Origin of the sequence: Phytobacter sp. SCO41, assembly GCF_003073275.1 — a bacterium.
GTDB lineage: Bacteria > Pseudomonadota > Gammaproteobacteria > Enterobacterales > Enterobacteriaceae > Phytobacter > Phytobacter diazotrophicus.
The window spans coordinates 5,250,603-5,271,513 of record NZ_CP027225.1 but is presented as its reverse complement, the minus strand read 5'-3'; the positions used below and the strand labels follow the sequence as shown (position 1 = coordinate 5,271,513).

Annotated in this window: 15 protein-coding genes and 2 rRNA genes; 13 read left to right on the top strand and 4 right to left on the bottom strand. The window is 52.9% G+C overall.

What is annotated here, in order from left to right:
• Positions 1-117 precede the first annotated feature (117 nt).
• From C5523_RS25585 to C5523_RS25575, 3 genes are all read left to right on the top strand, one after another.
• Positions 118-3,019, top strand: a 23S ribosomal RNA gene (locus C5523_RS25585).
• Positions 3,020-3,085: 66 nt separating this feature from the next.
• Positions 3,086-3,201: ribosomal RNA gene (rrf, locus tag C5523_RS25580) — 5S ribosomal RNA — on the top strand.
• Positions 3,202-3,274: 73 nt separating this feature from the next.
• A complete protein-coding gene (locus C5523_RS25575; RefSeq protein ID WP_071194382.1) occupies positions 3,275-3,658 on the top strand; it encodes a YjaA family stress response protein in 384 nt (127 codons plus the stop codon).
• 3 nt (positions 3,659-3,661) lie between these two features.
• On the opposite strand, the gene C5523_RS25570 is transcribed toward C5523_RS25575, so the two are convergent.
• Positions 3,662-4,102 carry an acetyltransferase gene (locus C5523_RS25570; RefSeq protein ID WP_108702204.1) on the bottom strand — a complete coding sequence of 147 codons (441 nt, stop codon included), beginning with the start codon at positions 4,100-4,102 and terminating at the stop codon, positions 3,662-3,664.
• A gap of 155 nt (positions 4,103-4,257) precedes the next feature.
• Between C5523_RS25570 and metA the strand changes: the two genes are divergently transcribed.
• From metA to C5523_RS25540, 6 genes are all read left to right on the top strand, one after another.
• The gene (gene metA, locus C5523_RS25565) at positions 4,258-5,187 is read left to right on the top strand and encodes a homoserine O-succinyltransferase (RefSeq protein ID WP_039076763.1); all 930 of its coding nucleotides are present in this window, start codon (positions 4,258-4,260) and stop codon (positions 5,185-5,187) included.
• Positions 5,188-5,455: 268 nt separating this feature from the next.
• Complete coding sequence (aceB, locus tag C5523_RS25560) at positions 5,456-7,057, top strand: malate synthase A (RefSeq protein ID WP_039076764.1); 1,602 nt, start codon at positions 5,456-5,458, stop codon at positions 7,055-7,057.
• Between the two features lie 156 nt (positions 7,058-7,213).
• Positions 7,214-8,518 carry an isocitrate lyase gene (aceA, locus tag C5523_RS25555; protein WP_103245891.1) on the top strand — a complete coding sequence of 435 codons (1,305 nt, stop codon included), beginning with the start codon at positions 7,214-7,216 and terminating at the stop codon, positions 8,516-8,518.
• A 126-nt stretch (positions 8,519-8,644) separates the two neighbouring features.
• The gene (gene aceK, locus C5523_RS25550; protein ID WP_108702203.1) at positions 8,645-10,408 is read left to right on the top strand and encodes a bifunctional isocitrate dehydrogenase kinase/phosphatase; all 1,764 of its coding nucleotides are present in this window, start codon (positions 8,645-8,647) and stop codon (positions 10,406-10,408) included.
• Between the two features lie 170 nt (positions 10,409-10,578).
• Positions 10,579-10,845 (top strand): type II toxin-antitoxin system Phd/YefM family antitoxin, encoded by a 267-nt coding sequence (locus C5523_RS25545; RefSeq protein ID WP_079498817.1) that lies wholly within the window; start codon positions 10,579-10,581, stop codon positions 10,843-10,845.
• A 15-nt stretch (positions 10,846-10,860) separates the two neighbouring features.
• Complete coding sequence (locus tag C5523_RS25540) at positions 10,861-11,154, top strand: type II toxin-antitoxin system RelE/ParE family toxin (RefSeq protein WP_108702202.1); 294 nt, start codon at positions 10,861-10,863, stop codon at positions 11,152-11,154.
• A 33-nt stretch (positions 11,155-11,187) separates the two neighbouring features.
• Here C5523_RS25540 and C5523_RS25535 read toward each other — a convergent pair whose 3' ends face one another.
• Positions 11,188-11,604, bottom strand: coding sequence for an ASCH domain-containing protein (locus C5523_RS25535; protein ID WP_079498813.1), 417 nt, complete (start codon positions 11,602-11,604; stop codon positions 11,188-11,190).
• Positions 11,597-12,430, bottom strand: a complete 834-nt coding sequence (iclR, locus tag C5523_RS25530) for a glyoxylate bypass operon transcriptional repressor IclR (protein ID WP_039076768.1) — start codon at positions 12,428-12,430, stop codon at positions 11,597-11,599. Before iclR ends, C5523_RS25535 begins: the two co-directional genes overlap by 8 nt.
• 193 nt (positions 12,431-12,623) lie before the next feature.
• Between iclR and metH the strand changes: the two genes are divergently transcribed.
• The 3 genes from metH to C5523_RS25510 all read left to right on the top strand — a co-directional run bounded on the left by metH (position 12,624) and on the right by C5523_RS25510 (position 19,545).
• Positions 12,624-16,307: a methionine synthase gene (gene metH, locus C5523_RS25520; RefSeq protein WP_039076769.1), complete on the top strand. Its 3,684-nt coding sequence runs from the start codon at positions 12,624-12,626 to the stop codon at positions 16,305-16,307.
• A 523-nt stretch (positions 16,308-16,830) separates the two neighbouring features.
• Positions 16,831-18,114 (top strand): HAAAP family serine/threonine permease, encoded by a 1,284-nt coding sequence (locus C5523_RS25515; protein WP_108702201.1) that lies wholly within the window; start codon positions 16,831-16,833, stop codon positions 18,112-18,114.
• A 63-nt stretch (positions 18,115-18,177) separates the two neighbouring features.
• Positions 18,178-19,545: an L-serine ammonia-lyase gene (locus C5523_RS25510; RefSeq protein ID WP_039076771.1), complete on the top strand. Its 1,368-nt coding sequence runs from the start codon at positions 18,178-18,180 to the stop codon at positions 19,543-19,545.
• A gap of 77 nt (positions 19,546-19,622) precedes the next feature.
• Here C5523_RS25510 and C5523_RS25505 read toward each other — a convergent pair whose 3' ends face one another.
• Entirely contained in the window at positions 19,623-20,063 is a 441-nt protein-coding gene (locus tag C5523_RS25505; protein ID WP_071194377.1) for a helix-turn-helix domain-containing protein, read from the bottom strand.
• 337 nt (positions 20,064-20,400) lie between these two features.
• Between C5523_RS25505 and C5523_RS25500 the strand changes: the two genes are divergently transcribed.
• Positions 20,401-20,808 carry a hypothetical protein gene (locus tag C5523_RS25500; protein ID WP_146158956.1) on the top strand — a complete coding sequence of 136 codons (408 nt, stop codon included), beginning with the start codon at positions 20,401-20,403 and terminating at the stop codon, positions 20,806-20,808.
• Positions 20,809-20,911: the final 103 nt, after the last annotated feature.

The following is a 20,911-nucleotide window of genomic DNA, read 5'->3' as shown; positions in this document are numbered from 1 at the left end:
CGTACCGCACGCAGCGAGCGCAGTGGACTTGATGTCCATGAGCATCGCGAGTACGGAACAACGTAGTATTCACAACGCGCAACAAACCGGACAGAACAAGACATCTTCGGGTTGTGAGGTTAAGCGACTAAGCGTACACGGTGGATGCCCTGGCAGTCAGAGGCGATGAAGGACGTGCTAATCTGCGAAAAGCGCCGGCGAGGTGATATGAACCTTTGACCCGGCGATGTCCGAATGGGGAAACCCAGTGCAATCCGTTGCACTATCGTTTGATGAATACATAGTCAAACGAGGCGAACCGGGGGAACTGAAACATCTAAGTACCCCGAGGAAAAGAAATCAACCGAGATTCCCCCAGTAGCGGCGAGCGAACGGGGAGCAGCCCAGAGCCTGAATCAGCTTGTGTGTTAGTGGAAGCGTCTGGAAAGTCGCGCGATACAGGGTGACAGCCCCGTACACGAAAGCACACAGGTTGTGAGCTCGATGAGTAGGGCGGGACACGTGGTATCCTGTCTGAATATGGGGGGACCATCCTCCAAGGCTAAATACTCCTGACTGACCGATAGTGAACCAGTACCGTGAGGGAAAGGCGAAAAGAACCCCGGCGAGGGGAGTGAAAAAGAACCTGAAACCGTGTACGTACAAGCAGTGGGAGCCTCTTAATGGGGTGACTGCGTACCTTTTGTATAATGGGTCAGCGACTTATATTCTGTAGCAAGGTTAACCGAATAGGGGAGCCGAAGGGAAACCGAGTCTTAACTGGGCGTTAAGTTGCAGGGTATAGACCCGAAACCCGGTGATCTAGCCATGGGCAGGTTGAAGGTTGGGTAACACTAACTGGAGGACCGAACCGACTAATGTTGAAAAATTAGCGGATGACTTGTGGCTGGGGGTGAAAGGCCAATCAAACCGGGAGATAGCTGGTTCTCCCCGAAAGCTATTTAGGTAGCGCCTCGTGAATTCATCTCCGGGGGTAGAGCACTGTTTCGGCTAGGGGGCCATCCCGGCTTACCAACCCGATGCAAACTACGAATACCGGAGAATGTTATCACGGGAGACACACGGCGGGTGCTAACGTCCGTCGTGAAGAGGGAAACAACCCAGACCGCCAGCTAAGGTCCCAAAGTCATGGTTAAGTGGGAAACGATGTGGGAAGGCACAGACAGCCAGGATGTTGGCTTAGAAGCAGCCATCATTTAAAGAAAGCGTAATAGCTCACTGGTCGAGTCGGCCTGCGCGGAAGATGTAACGGGGCTAAACCATGCACCGAAGCTGCGGCAGCGACACTAAGTGTTGTTGGGTAGGGGAGCGTTCTGTAAGCCTGTGAAGGTGTGCTGTGAGGCATGCTGGAGGTATCAGAAGTGCGAATGCTGACATAAGTAACGATAAAGCGGGTGAAAAGCCCGCTCGCCGGAAGACCAAGGGTTCCTGTCCAACGTTAATCGGGGCAGGGTGAGTCGACCCCTAAGGCGAGGCCGAAAGGCGTAGTCGATGGGAAACAGGTTAATATTCCTGTACTTGGTGTTACTGCGAAGGGGGGACGGAGAAGGCTATGTTAGCCGGGCGACGGTTGTCCCGGTTTAAGCATGTAGGCTGGTTATCCAGGCAAATCCGGATAATCAAGGCTGAGGTGTGATGACGAGTCACTACGGTGATGAAGTAACAAATGCCCTGCTTCCAGGAAAAGCCTCTAAGCATCAGGTAACACGAAATCGTACCCCAAACCGACACAGGTGGTCAGGTAGAGAATACCAAGGCGCTTGAGAGAACTCGGGTGAAGGAACTAGGCAAAATGGTGCCGTAACTTCGGGAGAAGGCACGCTGATATGTAGGTGAAGCCCCTGCGGGTGGAGCTGAAATCAGTCGAAGATACCAGCTGGCTGCAACTGTTTATTAAAAACACAGCACTGTGCAAACACGAAAGTGGACGTATACGGTGTGACGCCTGCCCGGTGCCGGAAGGTTAATTGATGGGGTTATCCGTAAGGAGAAGCTCTTGATCGAAGCCCCGGTAAACGGCGGCCGTAACTATAACGGTCCTAAGGTAGCGAAATTCCTTGTCGGGTAAGTTCCGACCTGCACGAATGGCGTAATGATGGCCAGGCTGTCTCCACCCGAGACTCAGTGAAATTGAACTCGCTGTGAAGATGCAGTGTACCCGCGGCAAGACGGAAAGACCCCGTGAACCTTTACTATAGCTTGACACTGAACATTGAGCCTTGATGTGTAGGATAGGTGGGAGGCTTTGAAGCGTGGACGCCAGTCTGCGTGGAGCCAACCTTGAAATACCACCCTTTAATGTTTGATGTTCTAACGTGGACCCGTAATCCGGGTTGCGGACAGTGTCTGGTGGGTAGTTTGACTGGGGCGGTCTCCTCCCAAAGAGTAACGGAGGAGCACGAAGGTTGGCTAATCCTGGTCGGACATCAGGAGGTTAGTGCAATGGCATAAGCCAGCTTGACTGCGAGCGTGACGGCGCGAGCAGGTGCGAAAGCAGGTCATAGTGATCCGGTGGTTCTGAATGGAAGGGCCATCGCTCAACGGATAAAAGGTACTCCGGGGATAACAGGCTGATACCGCCCAAGAGTTCATATCGACGGCGGTGTTTGGCACCTCGATGTCGGCTCATCACATCCTGGGGCTGAAGTAGGTCCCAAGGGTATGGCTGTTCGCCATTTAAAGTGGTACGCGAGCTGGGTTTAGAACGTCGTGAGACAGTTCGGTCCCTATCTGCCGTGGGCGCTGGAGAATTGAGGGGGGCTGCTCCTAGTACGAGAGGACCGGAGTGGACGCATCACTGGTGTTCGGGTTGTCATGCCAATGGCACTGCCCGGTAGCTACATGCGGAAGAGATAAGTGCTGAAAGCATCTAAGCACGAAACTTGCCCCGAGATGAGTTCTCCCTTGTCCTTTAAGGACACTAAAGGAACGTTGAAGACGACGACGTTGATAGGCCGGGTGTGTAAGCGCAGCGATGCGTTGAGCTAACCGGTACTAATGAACCGTGAGGCTTAACCTTACAACGCCGAAGATGTTTTGGCGGATTGAGAAGATTTTCAGCTTAGATACAGATTAACAGAATTTGCCTGGCGGCTTTAGCGCGGTGGTCCCACCTGACCCCATGCCGAACTCAGAAGTGAAACGCCGTAGCGCCGATGGTAGTGTGGGGTCTCCCCATGTGAGAGTAGGGAACTGCCAGGCATCAAACAAGTAAGAAGCCCATCCTCACGGATGGGCTTTTTGCGTTTTCTTCGCATGATAAAAGGAATTTTTCATGTCTGTTCTTTATATCCAGGTTCGCAAAAATCATATCACCGTTCGCAACATTGAGCGTAAGCAGGATGTATCAGGAAGCGGTGCCTTTAGTAATCAACGCCTGCTTATCGCTGATTTTTTCAAGGCCGAAAAAGTTCTGTGGGACCTTATCGAACAGATCCGACCCCGTTCATGGCTCAGGAAACTGCTGCGCACAGACCGCTTTGACATTGTTATCAGCGCGCTGGAAATGAACGAGGGCGGATTATCGCAGGTCGAAGATCGTATCCTGCAGGAAGTCGTCGCAGGTGCGACGCGAATGCGTTATCGCCGCTTGATAACGCACGCGCAATCAACACCCCTGAGCGATGACGCGGTGATGGCGCTGATCGCGAAGCGGTAAACATTACTGTTGATAGCGTAAATGCAGCAGTGGATATGGCCTGCCGGAATCATCCTTTTCGCTTCGTCCGGTTACCATAAATCCCAGCTTAAGGTAGAACCCAATGGCCTGCTCGTTTTGCTCATTAACGTTGGTCGTTAAGTTGGGGGCCAACAGCAAGGCGTGTTCAACCAGTCGTTTCCCTACGCCGCTGCTGCGAACGTCAGGATCAATAAACAGTGCATCCATATGCTTATCGGTGAGTAGCATAAACCCAACGGGTTCATCCTGTTTATTGACGGCAACCCAAAGCGGCGCTGTCGGTAAAAATGCACTCACCTGCTCCTCCAACTCAGCCCGATAATCTCTGGACAAAAAATCATGTGTCGCATCGACCGAGCGGCACCAGATAGCGATCAGCCTCTCTCCTTCCTCAGGTCGCGAACGACGAATACTAATAACCATATTGTCTCCTGTTATGCGCGCTTATATTCTAACGCAAACACTTTCGTGAAACTTTCTCACCTTCTACATGCAGACTCGACAACGCGCCTATTCCTGGGTATTGTCAGCTATCTGGATGTCTAAACGTTTAAACGTATGCAGTGAGGATATAAGTTATGCCGATTCGGGTGCAGGACGAGCTACCAGCCGTCAATTTCTTGCGTGATGAAAACGTCTTTGTGATGACGACATCGCGTGCTACAGGTCAGGAAATTCGTCCGCTCAAGGTACTTATCCTCAACCTGATGCCAAAGAAGATCGAGACAGAGAACCAATTTCTGCGGTTACTCTCCAACTCGCCACTGCAGGTGGATATCAAGCTACTGCGCATTGACGCGCGTGAATCACGCAACACGCCAGTGGAACACCTCAACAACTTCTACTGTAACTTTGATGAAATCAGCGAAGAGAACTTCGATGGCTTGATTGTAACCGGTGCGCCATTGGGTCTGGTTGAATTTAACGATGTTGCCTACTGGCCGCAGATCAAACAGGTACTGGAGTGGGCAAAAGACCATGTCACCTCCACGTTGTTTGTCTGTTGGGCGGTACAAGCCGCACTGAACATCCTTTACGGTATTCCTAAGCAAACCCGCAGTGAAAAGCTGTCCGGCGTCTATGAGCACCACATTTTGCATCCACACGCTCTGCTGACTCGTGGTTTTGATGATACGTTCCTCGCGCCGCACTCACGCTATGCCGATTTCCCGGCGGCACTGATTCGTGACTATACCGACCTGGAAATCCTGGCTGAAAGCGATCAGGGCGATGCCTATCTGTTCGCCAGCAAAGATAAGCGTATCGCCTTTGTTACCGGCCATCCTGAGTACGACGCTAATACTCTTGCAGGTGAGTATTTCCGTGATGTTGAGGCCGGGCTGTCACCGGAAATCCCGTATAACTATTTCCCGAACGACGATCCCCGGAACAAGCCACATGCAACATGGCGTAGCCATGGAAATCTATTGTTTACCAACTGGCTGAACTACTACGTGTACCAGATTACGCCGTTCGACCTGAGCCATATGAACCCAACGCTTGATTAACGTTTCAGCACGATCCTAAAGCGTTTCAGCTCCCCATTTCAGGCACCTTCGGGTGCCTTTTTCATGCCTGAAATTCTCTCCAGCAAGTAATTAAATTTTAAATTCATTGTTATCAAATAGTTAAGCTGTTTTTTAAATTAAAATGGAAATTGTTTTTGATTTTGAAAATTAAATGAGTAGTCTTAATTGTGCTGAACGAAAACCATACAACGATCTTTCGTTCGCGTTGGGGAGTGTACGTGGATCAACGATGATGAGGAGCAGCGCAATGACACAACAGGCAACGACGACAGGTGAATTGGCTTTTAACAAGCCTTATGGCGAAATGGAAAAGCAAATTCTGACCCCGGAAGCGGTCGAATTCCTTACGGAGCTGGTGACACGCTTTACGCCACAACGCAATAAGCTACTGGCTGCGCGTATGCAACAGCAGCAGGATATCGACAACGGCAAGCTGCCTGATTTTATTTCGGAAACTAATTCCATTCGCGAGGGCGACTGGACTATTCGCGGTATCCCGGAAGATTTGCAGGATCGCCGTGTTGAGATCACCGGGCCGGTTGAACGCAAAATGGTGATCAATGCGCTCAATGCCAACGTGAAAGTCTTCATGGCGGATTTCGAAGACTCCCTTTCACCGGACTGGGATAAAGTGATCGATGGGCAAATTAACCTGCGTGATGCGGTGAATGGCACCATCAGCTATACCAATGAGGCCGGAAAAATCTACCAGCTCAAACCCGATCCGGCGGTACTGATTTGTCGCGTCCGTGGCTTGCATCTGCCAGAAAAACACGTGACCTGGCGCGGCGAAGCTATCCCTGGCAGCCTCTTCGACTTTGCGCTCTATTTCTTCCACAACCATAAAGCGTTGCTGGCAAAAGGCAGCGGTCCTTACTTTTATCTGCCGAAGACCCAGGCATGGCAGGAGGCGGCATGGTGGAGTGAAGTCTTCTGTTATGCCGAAGATCGCTTCGACCTGCCGCGCGGCACCATCAAGGCCACCTTGCTGATCGAGACGCTGCCTGCCGTCTTCCAGATGGATGAAATCCTGTATGCGCTGCGTGATCACATTGTTGGTCTGAACTGTGGCCGTTGGGATTACATCTTTAGCTATATCAAGACATTGAAAAACCACCCGGACCGTGTGCTACCCGATCGTCAGGTGGTAACGATGGATAAACCATTCCTGAGCGCCTATTCGCGGCTGCTGATTAAAACCTGCCATCGCCGTGGCGCGTTCGCCATGGGTGGCATGGCGGCCTTTATTCCCAGTAAAGATGCTGAACGCAATAACCAGGTACTCAATAAAGTAAAAGCGGACAAGTTGCTGGAAGCCAACAACGGCCATGACGGTACGTGGATTGCGCATCCGGGCCTGGCGGATACGGCCATGGCTGTCTTTAACGAGGTACTGGGTGAAAACAAAAACCAACTGGCGGTTACGCGTGAGAGCGATGCCCCCACCACGGCAGATCAGCTACTGGCGGCCTGCGATGGCGAACGCACAGAAGAGGGGATGCGCGCCAATATCCGCGTGGCCGTTCAGTACATCGAAGCGTGGATCTCCGGCAACGGCTGTGTACCGATTTACGGTCTGATGGAAGATGCGGCAACGGCTGAAATCTCGCGCACCTCAATCTGGCAGTGGATCCATCACGAGAAAACGCTCAGCAACGGCAAACCGGTCACGAAGGCCCTGTTCCGTCAAATGCTGGCCGAAGAGATGCTGGTGATTCAGGAAGAGTTGGGCGAACACCGCTTTAGTAGCGGACGTTTCGATGATGCTGCCCGCCTGATGGAGCAGATCACCACCTCTGATGAGTTAATCGACTTCCTGACGTTGCCAGGCTATCGCCTGCTGGCTTAGCGCCCAGGCTATTTTGTTCGCCATTTTGGCCCCGGACAGCGCTCAAAACCCTCACGTACGCTAAGTACGCTCCGGTTTTTGTGCGGCTTCTCGTGACCAAACTGCCTTCACCAATAACGCCTGGAAAGCCAGGACGAGAATATGGAGCATCTGCACATGAAAACCCGTACCCAACAAATAGAAGAACTGAAAAAAGAATGGACTAACCCTCGCTGGGAAGGCATCACGCGTCCTTATAGCGCGGAAGAGGTGGTGAAATTACGTGGCTCGGTGAACCCGGAATGCACGCTGGCGCAGATGGGCGCAGCGAAAATGTGGCGTCTGCTGCATGGTGAGGCGAAAAAAGGCTATATCAACAGCCTTGGCGCACTGACTGGCGGGCAGGCATTGCAACAGGCAAAAGCAGGCATCGAAGCGATTTATCTGTCGGGCTGGCAGGTGGCGGCAGATGCGAACCTGGCCTCCAGTATGTATCCGGATCAATCGCTCTACCCGGCCAACTCCGTTCCGGCTGTGGTCGATCGGATCAACAACACCTTCCGCCGCGCGGATCAGATCCAATGGTCGGCGGGTATTGAACCGAACGATCCGCGTTATACCGATTATTTCCTGCCGATCGTGGCGGATGCCGAAGCCGGTTTTGGCGGCGTACTGAATGCCTTTGAACTGATGAAATCGATGATTGAAGCCGGTGCAGCGGCCGTTCACTTCGAAGATCAGCTGGCTTCGGTGAAAAAATGCGGCCATATGGGCGGAAAAGTGCTGGTACCGACGCAAGAGGCGATTCAGAAACTGGTGGCTGCGCGTCTGGCGGCAGATGTCATGGGCGTACCGACGCTGGTGATTGCCCGTACCGATGCGGATGCTGCGGACCTGATTACCTCGGATTGCGACCCTTATGACAGCGAGTTCATCACCGGCGAGCGTACCAGCGAAGGGTTCTACCGTACCCGCGCCGGGATCGAACAGGCTATTAGCCGTGGCCTGGCGTATGCGCCGTATGCCGACCTGGTGTGGTGTGAAACCTCAACACCCGATCTGGCGCTGGCGAAACGCTTTGCGGATGCCATTCATGCGAAATTCCCTGGCAAGCTGCTGGCGTATAACTGCTCGCCGTCATTCAACTGGCAGAAAAATCTGGACGACAAAACCATTGCCAGTTTCCAGCAGCAACTGTCGGAGATGGGCTACAAATACCAGTTTATTACCCTGGCGGGCATTCACAGCATGTGGTTCAACATGTTCGACCTGGCACACGCCTATGCGCAGGGTGAAGGGATGCGGCACTATGTGGAAAAAGTGCAGCAGCCAGAGTTTGCCGCCGCCAAAGAGGGCTACACCTTCGTGTCTCACCAACAGGAGGTGGGCACGGGCTACTTCGATAAAGTGACCACCATCATCCAGGGCGGGGCGTCCTCTGTTACCGCGTTAACGGGCTCGACGGAAGAAGCTCAGTTCTGACACCTCTCACCGTAACTCTCTCCCCTCAGGGGAGAGAGGATCGATCCGTGCAGTTTTCGGGGTTGGCTGGATAATGTTTTCTCCCCTCTCCCTGGAGGGAGAGGCCGGGGTGAGGGGAAAGATGTGATGTCACGTGGCCTGGAATTACTGATTGCACAAACCATTCTGCAAGGTTTTGATGCGCAATACGGGCGCTTTCTGGAAGTGACTGCCGGCGCGCAACAGCGTTTCGAACTGGCGGACTGGCACGCCGTTCAGCAGGCGATGAAGCAGCGCATCCATCTTTACGATCACCACGTTGGGCTGGTTGTGGAGCAGCTACGCTGCATCACCGACAGTCAGCAGCCTGATGCCGAATTTCTGCTACGGGTGAAAGAGCATTACACCCACCTGTTACCGGACTACCCGCGCTTCGAAATTGCTGAGAGTTTTTTTAACTCCGTCTACTGCCGCCTGTTCGATCACCGCTCGCTTAGCCCCGAGCGTCTGTTTATTTTCAGTTCTCAGCCGGAACGGCGCTTTCGCACCATTCCGCGCCCGCTGGCGAAGGACTTTTGGCCTGAGCGTGGCTGGGAATCCCTGTTAACCAAGGTATTAACCGATCTGCCGCTGCGTCTGCCCTGGCAGGATAAAGCGCGCGATGTCGGTTATATCATTACTCACCTGACAGAGACGTTTGGCGCCGATACATTGCGTCAGTCCCATTTGCAGGTCGCAAACGAGCTGTTTTACCGTAATAAAGCGGCGTGGTTAGTGGGCAAATTGATCACCCCTGCGGGCACGCTTCCCTTCCTGCTACCGATTCATCGTACAGAAGAAGGCGAGCTGTTTGTCGATACCTGTCTGACCTCGCACTCGGAGGCCAGTATCGTGTTCGGCTTCGCCCGCTCCTATTTTATGGTATATGCCCCGTTACCCGCAGCCACCATCGAGTGGTTAAGGGAGATTCTGCCGGGTAAAACCACCGCTGAACTCTACATGGCTATTGGCTGCCAGAAGCACGGTAAAACGGAAAGCTATCGCGAATACCTGAATTATATTTATGCTTCGGACGAGCAGTTTGTTGAGGCGCCGGGCATTCGCGGCATGGTGATGCTGGTCTTCACGCTGCCGGGCTTCGACAGGGTCTTTAAGGTCATCAAAGATAAATTCCCGCCGCAAAAAGAGATGAGCGCGGCGCATGTGCGCGCCTGCTATCAACTGGTGAAGGAACATGATCGCGTCGGACGTATGGCGGATACACAAGAGTTTGAACACTTCGTTCTGGAAAAGCGCCAGATTGACCCGGCGTTAATGGCGCTATTGCTCCAGGAGGCGCCGCAGAAAATCACCGACCTTGGGGATCGCATCTCCATCAGTCATCTCTATATTGAGCGCCGCATGGTGCCGCTTAATCTCTGGTTCGAGCGGGTACATAGTTCGCAGTTGCGCGATGCGGTGGAAGAGTACGGGAATGCCATCCGCCAGCTTGCTGCGGCGAATATTTTTCCCGGCGATATGCTGTTTAAAAACTTTGGCGTCACCCGTCACGGGCGCGTAGTGTTCTACGATTATGACGAGATCTGTTATATGACGGAGGTCAACTTCCGTGATATTCCGCCGCCGCGTTACCCGGAAGATGAACTGAGTGCCGAGCCCTGGTATAGCGTCTCGCCGGGCGATGTTTTCCCGGAGGAGTTTCGCCACTGGTTGTGCGCCGACCCGCGCATTGGACCGCTATTTGAAGAGATGCACGCCGATCTGCTGCGCGCCGACTACTGGCGAGGCCTGCAAGCACGCATCAAAAACGGTCATGTGGAAGACGTTTACGCCTACCGTCGCCGCCAGCGCTTTTGCGTGCGCTACGGCACATCTGAAAGCGCTTTATTGCGAGCGGCTTTCCAGTCATGACGCTGTCTGTTTGTATGACTTTTATTGCCGCAGTACTCTTGCATCATATTGCGGGCGTACAGATAGCATTGCGCTAAGTCTGGCGGAGGAATTCTCTGGTGATATGCGTCTCTTCTTTCTAATATGTCCATACTGGCCATTCAAGCCATTTTGGCTAAAAAGGAGGATGTATGTACGTCATGCCTGCGCAACAAGCAAAGAATCAATTTGGGGATTTGCTGATGAAGGCCCAGAGTGAACCTGTGGAAATCAGTAAGCACGGTAAACGAGTGGCAGTGGTCATTTCTCCTGAGGAATATGATCAATATACGCAATTGAAGTTACAAAGACTGAAAGCTGTTCTTGCTGAATCAATGGCTCAGGCGGATGCCGGTGAATTGCATAGCGTTGAGGAGGTGTTCGGCCCGTTGGAAACAGATAAAACCAAAGATATTTAAGGGCATAGCGAAGGGATGAGCGTCAGGTTTACGACAAAGGCGAAAGAGCATATTCACGCGATTGGTGTTTATTCTACACATCGGTGGGGTAGGAAAGTCGCGCAGGCATATGCTTCTGTATTGCGCGTTACGATGACGGATATTCTGAATAAACATCCTTCCCCTGGTCGTGACCGCAGCAACGATCTCTTTCCGGGAGTGCGTAGCTTCCCTGTCGAAAGTCACATTATTTATTACCGTGAAGTCTCAACAGGGATTATCGTTTTGGCAGTGCTGCATGAAAAGCAGGATCCGCAGAACTCTCTCTAAATCTCAGGTCGTTAAACAGGTTACGGGCCGCTTTCAATTCGCCCTTTCAACGACGGCAAACTCCTCAAAAATTAGCTCCATATCAGGTGTCCAGGTGCCTTCACGTTCAAAGAACGCCTGATGCGCCGATTGCCAGTAAGCCAGGCTCAAATCACCTTCGCCTTCCAGCGCGGCGAGTTCCGGACTCATTTCATTAAACCGGATCAGCCTGAGCGTCAGAGTGCGTATCACGCATACGGCTTTGCCCCGGCCGTCCAGTACAATGTGATAGGCCCCTGGCGTGACGGGGGGTTGTTCTTGCCTGTAGCTGGCAAGTGAGCAGCAGGTACCGCGCTTTTTCCCCGCGATGACCAGGGCTGCCAGCTCGTCGGCCAGTTCCGGTGAATCGCCGAACGACCAGCAGAAAGCCGAAGGGTATTTATCCTGCCAATATGATTTGAGGTCAGCCATTTTGACGCATCCCGCCCCAGGCGACCGTCACCTCTTTGGCCCCTTTGATCGCCAGCGCACCCAGCTCAGTCACCCGGTCATCGGTGATACGGGAAATGGGGCCGGAAATAGAGATCGCGGCAAACGGCACACCGTGTTCATCATAAATGCAGGCAGCGACGCAGCGCAGGCCAAGCGCATGTTCTTCGTCATCAAAGGAGTAACCGCGCTTACGCGTCTGGGCCAGATCCTCTTTCAGGTGCACTGGTGATACCAGCGTGGCATGGGTATAGGCATGCAGCCCTTTGCGATGCAGCAGGCCGGAGACCTGGTCATCATTCAAATAGGCGAGGAACGCCTTACCCGCGCCGGAAGCGTGCATCGGCAGCTTCCCGCCAATCGGCGCGGACATGCGCATCAGTTGGGTACACTGTACCTGGTCTATAATTATGGCCTGATGGTCGCTCTGGTCGAGTACCGCAAGGTTGACCGTCTCGCCGGAATCTTCCATCAGCTTGCGCAGGATCGGATGGACAATCGCCATCAGGTTGCGGCTTTGCAAAAAACTGCTGCCGACGATAAACGCGTGGGCGCCAACGGACCAGTGGCCTAATTCACCGACCTGGCGCACAAAGCCAAGCTGTTGCATGGTGGTGAGCAGACGGTGGGTTGTGGAATTGGGCAGGCCGGCCTGTTGCGCCAGCTCGGTGAGCGCAACGCTACCATGGGATTCGGCAATTGACTCAAGCAGTTTGAGTCCACGCGTCAGAGACTGGACTTGCCCGGTAGCCTGAGCGGCGGGGGCGGCGGGTTTTCTGCCGCGTTTAGCGGGAACAGTGGCGACCATGGCTGACTCCTTTTCTGTATCGTGGAAATCATTTTCGTTTTATTTAATTATAATGCAACTCTGACGCGGACTGATCGGATGAGTTCAAATGAACATCTCTCATGTTCCCCCTGTGCGCCTTTTCCGCTCTGTCAGTTTGTGCCAGTATGTCCTGCTGGCCTTTTGGCCTGGTTGAGCGTTGTCGGGAGCACGTGTGAGCAGCAAAGTTGAGCAACTGCAGCAGCAGTTAAAAGAACGAATTTTGGTTCTGGACGGGGGCATGGGCACCATGATCCAGAATCAGCGTCTCAGTGAGCAGGATTTCCGCGGCGAGCGATTCGCCGACTGGCCCTGCGACCTCAAGGGTAACAATGATCTGCTGGTGATTACAAAGCCAGAGGTGATTGCCGCTATCCATTCCGCCTATTTTGAAGCGGGTGCGGATATCATTGAGACCAACACCTTTAACTCCACCACTATCGCGATGGCGGATTACCAGATGGAATCCCTGTCGGCGGAGATCAACTTTGCGGCGGCCAAACTCGCCCGCGCGTGTGCCGATGAATGGACTGCCCGCACGCCGGACAAACCGCGTTATGTTGCCGGTGTTCTTGGCCCAACCAACCGGACAGCCTCTATCTCGCCGGACGTTAACGATCCCGCGTTTCGTAATATCACTTTCGACCAACTGGTGACCGCCTATCGCGAGTCGACCAAAGCGCTGGTGGAAGGGGGTAGCGACCTGATCCTGATCGAAACGGTGTTCGACACCCTGAACGCCAAAGCCGCCATTTTCGCGGTGAAAGAAGAGCTGGAGGCGCTGGGCGTCGACCTGCCGATCATGATTTCTGGCACCATTACCGATGCTTCCGGGCGTACGCTTTCCGGGCAAACCACTGAAGCCTTCTATAACTCATTGCGCCACGCCGATGCGCTCACCTTCGGCCTGAACTGCGCACTGGGGCCAGATGAATTGCGCCAGTATGTGCAGGAACTCTCGCGCATTGCCGAATGCTACGTGACCGCGCACCCGAACGCCGGGTTGCCAAACGCCTTTGGCGAATACGATCTCGACGCCGACACCATGGCGGCACAAATTCGCGAATGGGCAGAGTCCGGCTTCCTGAACGTGGTCGGCGGGTGTTGCGGCACCACGCCGGAACACATTAAAGCGATGAGCGATGCCGTCGCCGGTCTGCCACCGCGCAAACTGCCGGACATTCCCGTCGCCTGCCGTCTGGCGGGCCTGGAGCCGCTGAATATTGGCGATGACAGCCTGTTTGTGAACGTGGGTGAACGCACCAACGTCACCGGTTCGGCGAAATTTAAACGCCTGATCAAAGAAGAGAAGTACAACGAAGCGCTGGACGTGGCGCGTCAGCAGGTGGAAAGCGGCGCGCAAATCATCGATATCAATATGGATGAGGGGATGCTCGACGCCGAAGCGGCGATGGTGCGTTTCCTCAACCTGATTGCCGGTGAACCGGACATCGCCCGCGTACCGATTATGATCGACTCCTCAAAATGGGAGGTGATCGAGAAAGGGCTGAAATGCATTCAGGGTAAAGGCATCGTTAACTCCATCTCAATGAAAGAGGGCGTTGACGCGTTTATCCATCATGCGAAAAAGGTACGCCGTTACGGTGCCGCCGTGGTGGTGATGGCCTTTGATGAAGTAGGGCAGGCGGATACCCGCGAGCGCAAAATCGAAATTTGCCGCCGGGCGTACAACATCCTGACCAACGAAGTGGGCTTCCCGCCGGAAGACATTATTTTCGACCCGAATATCTTTGCGGTCGCCACCGGGATCGAAGAGCACAACAACTATGCGCAGGACTTTATCGGCGCCTGCGAAGACATCAAACGCGAACTACCCCATGCGCTGATCTCCGGCGGCGTCTCCAACGTCTCGTTCTCGTTTCGCGGTAATGACCCGGTACGTGAGGCGATCCACGCGGTCTTCCTCTATTACGCTATCCGTAATGGCATGGATATGGGGATCGTCAACGCCGGGCAACTGGCGATTTACGACGACCTGCCGGCAGAACTGCGTGATGCGGTGGAAGATGTGATTCTGAACCGCCGCGATGACAGCACAGAACGCTTGCTGGATCTGGCAGAAAAATACCGTGGCAGCAAAACCGACGATACCGCCAACGCCCAGCAGGCGGAATGGCGGAGCTGGGACGTGAAAAAGCGTCTGGAATATTCGCTGGTTAAAGGTATTACTGAGTTTATCGAACAGGACACCGAAGAGGCCCGCCAGCAGGCTGCTCGCCCGATTGAGGTGATTGAAGGGCCGCTGATGGATGGCATGAACGTGGTCGGCGACCTGTTCGGCGAAGGCAAAATGTTCCTGCCGCAGGTGGTGAAATCCGCCCGTGTGATGAAACAGGCGGTGGCCTACCTTGAGCCGTTTATCGAAGCCAGCAAAGAGAAGGGCTCCAGCAACGGCAAAATGGTCATCGCCACCGTGAAAGGCGACGTCCACGACATCGGCAAAAATATTGTCGGCGTGGTATTGCAGTGTAACAACTACGAAATCGTCGATCTTGGCGTGATGGTGCCGACGGACAAAATTCTCAAAACTGCCCGTGAAGTGAACGCCGACCTGATTGGCCTGTCTGGCCTTATCACCCCGTCGCTGGATGAAATGGTCAACGTAGCGAAAGAAATGGAGCGCCAGGGCTTTACCATCCCGCTGCTGATTGGCGGCGCAACCACCTCAAAAGCGCATACGGCGGTGAAAATCGAGCAGAACTACAGCGGCCCGACGGTCTATGTGCAAAACGCCTCGCGCACCGTAGGTGTGGTGGCCTCGCTGCTGTCTGATAGCCAGCGCGATGAGTTTGTGGCCCGCACCCGTAAAGAGTACGAAACCGTGCGTATTCAGCATGGCCGTAAGAAGCCACGTACACCACCCGTGACGCTGGAGGCCGCCCGTGAAAACGATCTGGCCTTCGACTGGGAGAGCTACACCCCGCCGGTGGCCCATCGCCTGGGCGTACAGGAAGTGGAAGCCAGCATCGAAACCCTGCGTAACTACATCGACTGGACGCCGTTCTTTATGACCTGGTCGTTGGCCGGCAAGTATCCGCGCATTCTCGAAGATGAAATCGTCGGGGAAGAGGCTAAGCGCCTGTTCCAGGACGCCAACGATATGCTGGATATGTTAAGCCGTGAGAAGAGCCTGAACCCACGTGGTGTGGTGGGTTTGTTCCCGGCGAACCGCGTAGGCGACGATGTTGAGATCTATCGCGATGAAACCCGCACCCAGGTGCTCGCGGTAAGCCGTCATCTGCGTCAGCAAACCGAGAAAGTGGGTTTCGCTAACTACTGTCTGGCCGATTTTGTCGCGCCGAAGTTGAGCGGCAAAGAAGATTACATCGGCGCGTTTGCCGTTACCGGTGGTCTTGAGGAAGACGCGCTGGCAGAGGCGTACGACGCGCAGCATGATGATTACAACAAAATCATGATAAAAGCCGTGGCAGACCGTCTGGCGGAAGCCTTCGCCGAATATCTGCATGAGCGCGTACGTAAGGTCTATTGGGGCTATGCGGCCAACGAGAACCTCAGTAACGAAGAGCTGATCCGCGAAAATTACCAGGGGATCCGCCCGGCACCGGGATACCCGGCCTGCCCGGAGCATACGGAAAAAGGCACGATCTGGCAGCTACTGGATGTGGAAACCCACACCGGTATGAAACTGACGGAGTCCTTCGCCATGTGGCCGGGCGCCTCGGTCTCCGGCTGGTACTTTAGCCACCCTGACAGCAAGTATTTCGCCGTGGCGCAGATTCAGCGCGACCAGGTGGCGGACTACGCATTGCGTAAGGGAATGAGCGTGGCGGAAGTGGAACGCTGGCTGGCGCCGAATCTGGGCTATGACGCGGACTAAACATCAGGCGAATGAGGCTATCTTGCTTGCCTGTTTGAACCTGGGCAGTGCTCAAAACCTTCACGTACTCCGTGTACGTTCCGGTTTTTGCGCGCTGTCCGCGTTCAACGCTCTGCGCCGATGACGCCAACCGGGCCTGGTTCTGAACGTTCTTTCATTCCCGGAACTATCCTGCAGGCCCGTTTTTCATTACTCAGTATCTTTAGATAACAGTAGGGTAAATATTTTTATTAATCGTATGACAATTATAATTGTCATTAGCAGCCTTAGTATATATAACTATATAAAGTGTTAATCCGCGCCGTAATTAATAACGTATTAAAAATGATACCTTAAAAATATATTAAAACCCCGGTGTTATTTTTGATACTTTAAAAGTCCCTCAATAAATCAGGTTATGTGATCGCTGTTAGTAACTCAGCATAGTTGCATTTAATAAAATAGCCAAATAAACACAGCGCTTTTATTACCTGAATCAGAGCCAAATAAAAATGGCTCTAATCTATATTACTGAGGCCATATTATGGAAACCGTTCAAAATACCCTCGTCGCTCGCGAAAGCAGCGGCTGGAGAAAAAGTGATACCGTCTGGATGCTGGGCCTGTACGGTACTGCGATTGGCGCAGGGGTCCTTTTCCTGCCGATTAACGCCGGGGTTGGTGGTTTAATTCCGTTAATCATCATGGCAATTCTCGCATTCCCGATGACCTTTTTCGCCCACAGTGGTTTAACCCGTTTCGTTCTGTCGGGTAAAAATCCGGGTGAAGATATTACCGAAGTGGTTGAAGAACATTTTGGTATCGGCGCCGGTAAACTCATTACGCTGCTTTATTTCTTCGCTATTTATCCAATTCTGCTGGTTTATAGTGTTGCAATTACTAACACGGTCGACAGCTTTATTACTCACCAGCTTGGTCTGGTGTCTCCGCCGCGCGCCATTTTGTCGCTGATTCTGATTATCGGCATGATGGGTATTGTCCGTTTTGGCGAAAAAATGATTGTTAAAGCGATGAGCGTGCTGGTGTTCCCGTTCGTTGCCGCGCTGATGATGCTGGCGCTGTATTTGATCCCACAATGGAACGGTGCGGTCCTCGATACACTTTCCCTGAGCAGCGCTGCGCCAGGTGGTCACGGTCTGTGGATGACGCTGTGGCTGGCTATTCCGGTAATGGTTTTCTCATTCAACCACTCGCCGATTATCTCCTCTTTCGCGGTCGCTAAACGTGAAGAGTACGGCCAGGATGCCGAGCGCAAATGTTCCCGTATTCTGGGCTTTGCACATATCATGATGGTGCTGACCGTGATGTTCTTTGTGTTCAGTTGTGTACTGAGCCTCTCCCCGGAAAACCTGGCGGAAGCGAAAGCACAAAACATCTCTATTCTCTCCTATCTGGCGAACCACTTTAACGCGCCGGTGATTGCCTGGATGGCGCCGATTATCGCCATGATCGCCATTACCAAATCTTTCCTCGGCCACTACCTCGGTGCGCGTGAAGGTTTCAACGGCATGGTGATTAAGTCTCTGCGCGGCAAAGGTAAATCCATCGAAATCAACAAACTGAACAAAATCACCGCGCTGTTTATGCTGGTGACGACCTGGATTGTTGCGACCCTGAACCCGAGCATCCTGGGCATGATTGAAACGCTGGGTGGCCCGGTTATCGCGATGATTCTGTTCCTGATGCCGATGTATGCCATCAACAAAGTACCGGCTATGCGCAAGTACAGCGGTCACATCAGCAATGCGTTTGTGGTGCTGATGGGTCTGATTGCTATCTCCGCCATCTTCTTCTCTCTGTTCAGCTAAGTTTTCAGCGCCGCCTGTTACAGGCGGCGCATCCGTTTTGCTTTGTAACCGCATGGGTGCCACATGATTAGCGTTTTCGATATTTTCAAAATCAGCATCGGGCCGTCCAGCTCACACACTGTTGGGCCGATGAAAGCAGGAAAACATTTTGTTGATACCCTGCAGGAAAAAGGCCTGCTGCATAAAGTGACTCGTCTGGTGGTGGATGTGTACGGTTCCCTGTCATTAACAGGTAAAGGCCACCACACCGATATCGCGATCATTCTTGGGTTGTCCGGCTATTTACCGGATACCGTCGATATCGATGCCATTCCCGGAATTATTCGCGATGTAAACACCATGCATCGTCTGTTTATTGAAGAAGGTCAGCGGGAAATTGAGTTCCCGGTGGCGGAATGCATGCGTTTTCACAATGAGTTTCTGCCGCTGCATGAAAACGGCATGAGCATTACGGCGTTTTGCGATGGCAAAATTGTCCACTTTCAGACCTATTATTCGATCGGTGGCGGTTTTATCGTCACGGAAGAAAACTTTGGTAAGAATCAGGACGCGGATGTCGATATTCCGTTCCCGTTCTATTCTGCTCGCAACCTGCTGGCACATTGCCATGACAACTGCCTGTCGATCTCTGCGGTGATGATGAAAAATGAGATCGCTCGCCACGGCAGGGAGAACGTTGAGCAAAATATGGCGAAAATCTGGGAGACCATGAGAAACGCCATCAACCGTGGTATGAACACGGAAGGCATTTTGCCTGGCCCGCTGAAAGTACCGCGTCGGGCCTCTGCGCTGCATCGCGTACTGGCGCCGCAAAGCCAGTCCATTACGCCGTTAAGCGCAATGGACTGGGTCAATATGTTCGCCATGGCCGTCGGCGAAGAGAACGCGGCGGGCGGGCGAGTGGTTACCGCGCCGACCAACGGTGCCTGCGGTATCATCCCGGCAGTACTGGCCTATTATGATCGCTTTATCAAAGCGGTGACGCCGGAAATCTATATGCGCTACTACCTGACGGCGGGCGCGATTGGCATTCTGTATAAGATGAATGCGTCGATTTCCGGAGCGGAAGTCGGCTGCCAGGGTGAAGTGGGGGTCGCCTGCTCTATGGCTTCTGCCGGGCTGGCGGAACTGCTGGGCGGTAGCCCGGAGAAAGTGTGCATCGCGGCGGAAATCGGTATGGAGCATAACCTTGGGCTGACCTGCGATCCGGTGGCCGGTCAGGTTCAGGTGCCGTGTATTGAGCGCAACGCGATTGCGGCCGTGAAGGCGATTAACTCGGCCAGCATGGCGATGTACCGCACCAGCGATCCGAAGGTCTCACTGGATAAAGTCATCGAAACGATGTTTGAGACGGGCAAAGACATGAACGCCAAATACCGTGAAACCGCACGAGGCGGTCTGGCGATTAAAGTCGCGGTATGTGAATCCTGAGTCCTTTCTCTCCCCGGTGGCGCTGTGCTAACCGGGGCTATAGTTGATAGCCCGGATAAGCGTCAGCGCTATCCGGGCTAACCTTTTTTCTCTGTGTCAGGCGGCAGGAAAGACCACACCACACTGTGAGATGCCGATGAGGTATACCATTCGTTAATGGTGGCGTTCGCTTCATTGGTCTGCGCTGCGGCGGCAAATTTTTCTTTTGGCTGATGCGCTTTTTTCCGGATACGGATACGGGAAGGGGTCGCGGCATTGATTTGCGCGTTAAAGGTGCGAATGTGCGAATCGAATAACACCGACTCCAGTTGATGCAGACGATCCAGACCGCGCAGAATACCAATCAGCGTACTCAGGGTAACGGACTCGCCTAATTCAACGCGTTTAATGGTTGCAGCGCCGACTTGTGCACGCTCGGCCAGCTCAATCTGCGATAGCCCGAGCTGCATACGCGTTTCTTTAATTCTGCGGCACAGTTCAGAAATAATTTCACTGTCGGACATAGTACTGAAACGCATCTTAATTCCCCTACTGCGTAATAAATCATGGCAGATTATTTAGCATATTAAATTATAAATAAAGCGGATAATTTCTCTTTTGCGAGAGTAACAACATTGTTTTTTCTTTAACAAAGTTTCTACAGAAGAAACGATAATTAAAGACAAGCCGCTGAATAAGAAAGTTACCGCAGTTGTCCATTTTATTATTCCATCCTGGATGGATAATGCAGTTTACTCCGTTTTCTTTATCTCTTTATTACGCCTTTGCCTTTATACTGATAAAAAGCGTTATGCATAACAGGGAAGCGGTAATGGCATGAGTTACAAAGATAAAATATTTACATTCTGGGGCGCGATGGATCTGCTGGCTATCGGGAGCTACCTTTTCTATTCCCTAAAGATGGGTCACGTACCGGTCTGGTCCGATATCCAGCTTTTTTACGCTCAGCTAGCGTTAATGGAAGTCCGGGGTGCTGACCGTATTTTTCTGCAATCCCTCTTTTTTATCCATTCAGGGTTATTGTTATCGTTCTGTTTTTCGGCATACGCCTTTCTCGTGAAAAAGAAAATACGTTTCCTGCTCATTGGGTTGCAGGAGGTGATGCGTATTTTATCGCTCACCTGCTCGGTCGCACTTTTTCCGTTGCTCCTTCAGGTTATGCGAATCGATAACGTCTTCGTTGGTCTTTTTTTATTTGTCCTTTCCGAAACGCTCAAGGTCGGTTCGCTGCTGTGGCTGAGAAGGCGGGGATTGTTAACGTAATGTTGAGTTCGTCTGTCTCTTTATGGCGCGTAAGACTTTATACTTAGATTCAATGAGGCTTGCTCTGACCTGTTTGACAGAGTTTTCCCCCGACATACAGGGT

What these genes read in the sequence shown, in the direction of transcription:
- C5523_RS25575 (WP_071194382.1), top strand. Translation starts at nt 3,275, where the DNA reads ATGTCTGTTCTTTATATCCAGGTTCGCAAAAATCATATCACCGTTCGC.
- C5523_RS25570 (WP_108702204.1), bottom strand. Translation starts at nt 4,102, where the DNA reads ATGGTTATTAGTATTCGTCGTTCGCGACCTGAGGAAGGAGAGAGGCTG.
- metA (WP_039076763.1), top strand. Translation starts at nt 4,258, where the DNA reads ATGCCGATTCGGGTGCAGGACGAGCTACCAGCCGTCAATTTCTTGCGT.
- aceB (WP_039076764.1), top strand. Translation starts at nt 5,456, where the DNA reads ATGACACAACAGGCAACGACGACAGGTGAATTGGCTTTTAACAAGCCT.
- aceA (WP_103245891.1), top strand. Translation starts at nt 7,214, where the DNA reads ATGAAAACCCGTACCCAACAAATAGAAGAACTGAAAAAAGAATGGACT.
- aceK (WP_108702203.1), top strand. Translation starts at nt 8,645, where the DNA reads ATGTCACGTGGCCTGGAATTACTGATTGCACAAACCATTCTGCAAGGT.
- C5523_RS25545 (WP_079498817.1), top strand. Translation starts at nt 10,579, where the DNA reads ATGTACGTCATGCCTGCGCAACAAGCAAAGAATCAATTTGGGGATTTG.
- C5523_RS25540 (WP_108702202.1), top strand. Translation starts at nt 10,861, where the DNA reads ATGAGCGTCAGGTTTACGACAAAGGCGAAAGAGCATATTCACGCGATT.
- C5523_RS25535 (WP_079498813.1), bottom strand. Translation starts at nt 11,604, where the DNA reads ATGGCTGACCTCAAATCATATTGGCAGGATAAATACCCTTCGGCTTTC.
- iclR (WP_039076768.1), bottom strand. Translation starts at nt 12,430, where the DNA reads ATGGTCGCCACTGTTCCCGCTAAACGCGGCAGAAAACCCGCCGCCCCC.
- C5523_RS25515 (WP_108702201.1), top strand. Translation starts at nt 16,831, where the DNA reads ATGGAAACCGTTCAAAATACCCTCGTCGCTCGCGAAAGCAGCGGCTGG.
- C5523_RS25510 (WP_039076771.1), top strand. Translation starts at nt 18,178, where the DNA reads ATGATTAGCGTTTTCGATATTTTCAAAATCAGCATCGGGCCGTCCAGC.
- C5523_RS25505 (WP_071194377.1), bottom strand. Translation starts at nt 20,063, where the DNA reads ATGCGTTTCAGTACTATGTCCGACAGTGAAATTATTTCTGAACTGTGC.
- C5523_RS25500 (WP_146158956.1), top strand. Translation starts at nt 20,401, where the DNA reads ATGGATCTGCTGGCTATCGGGAGCTACCTTTTCTATTCCCTAAAGATG.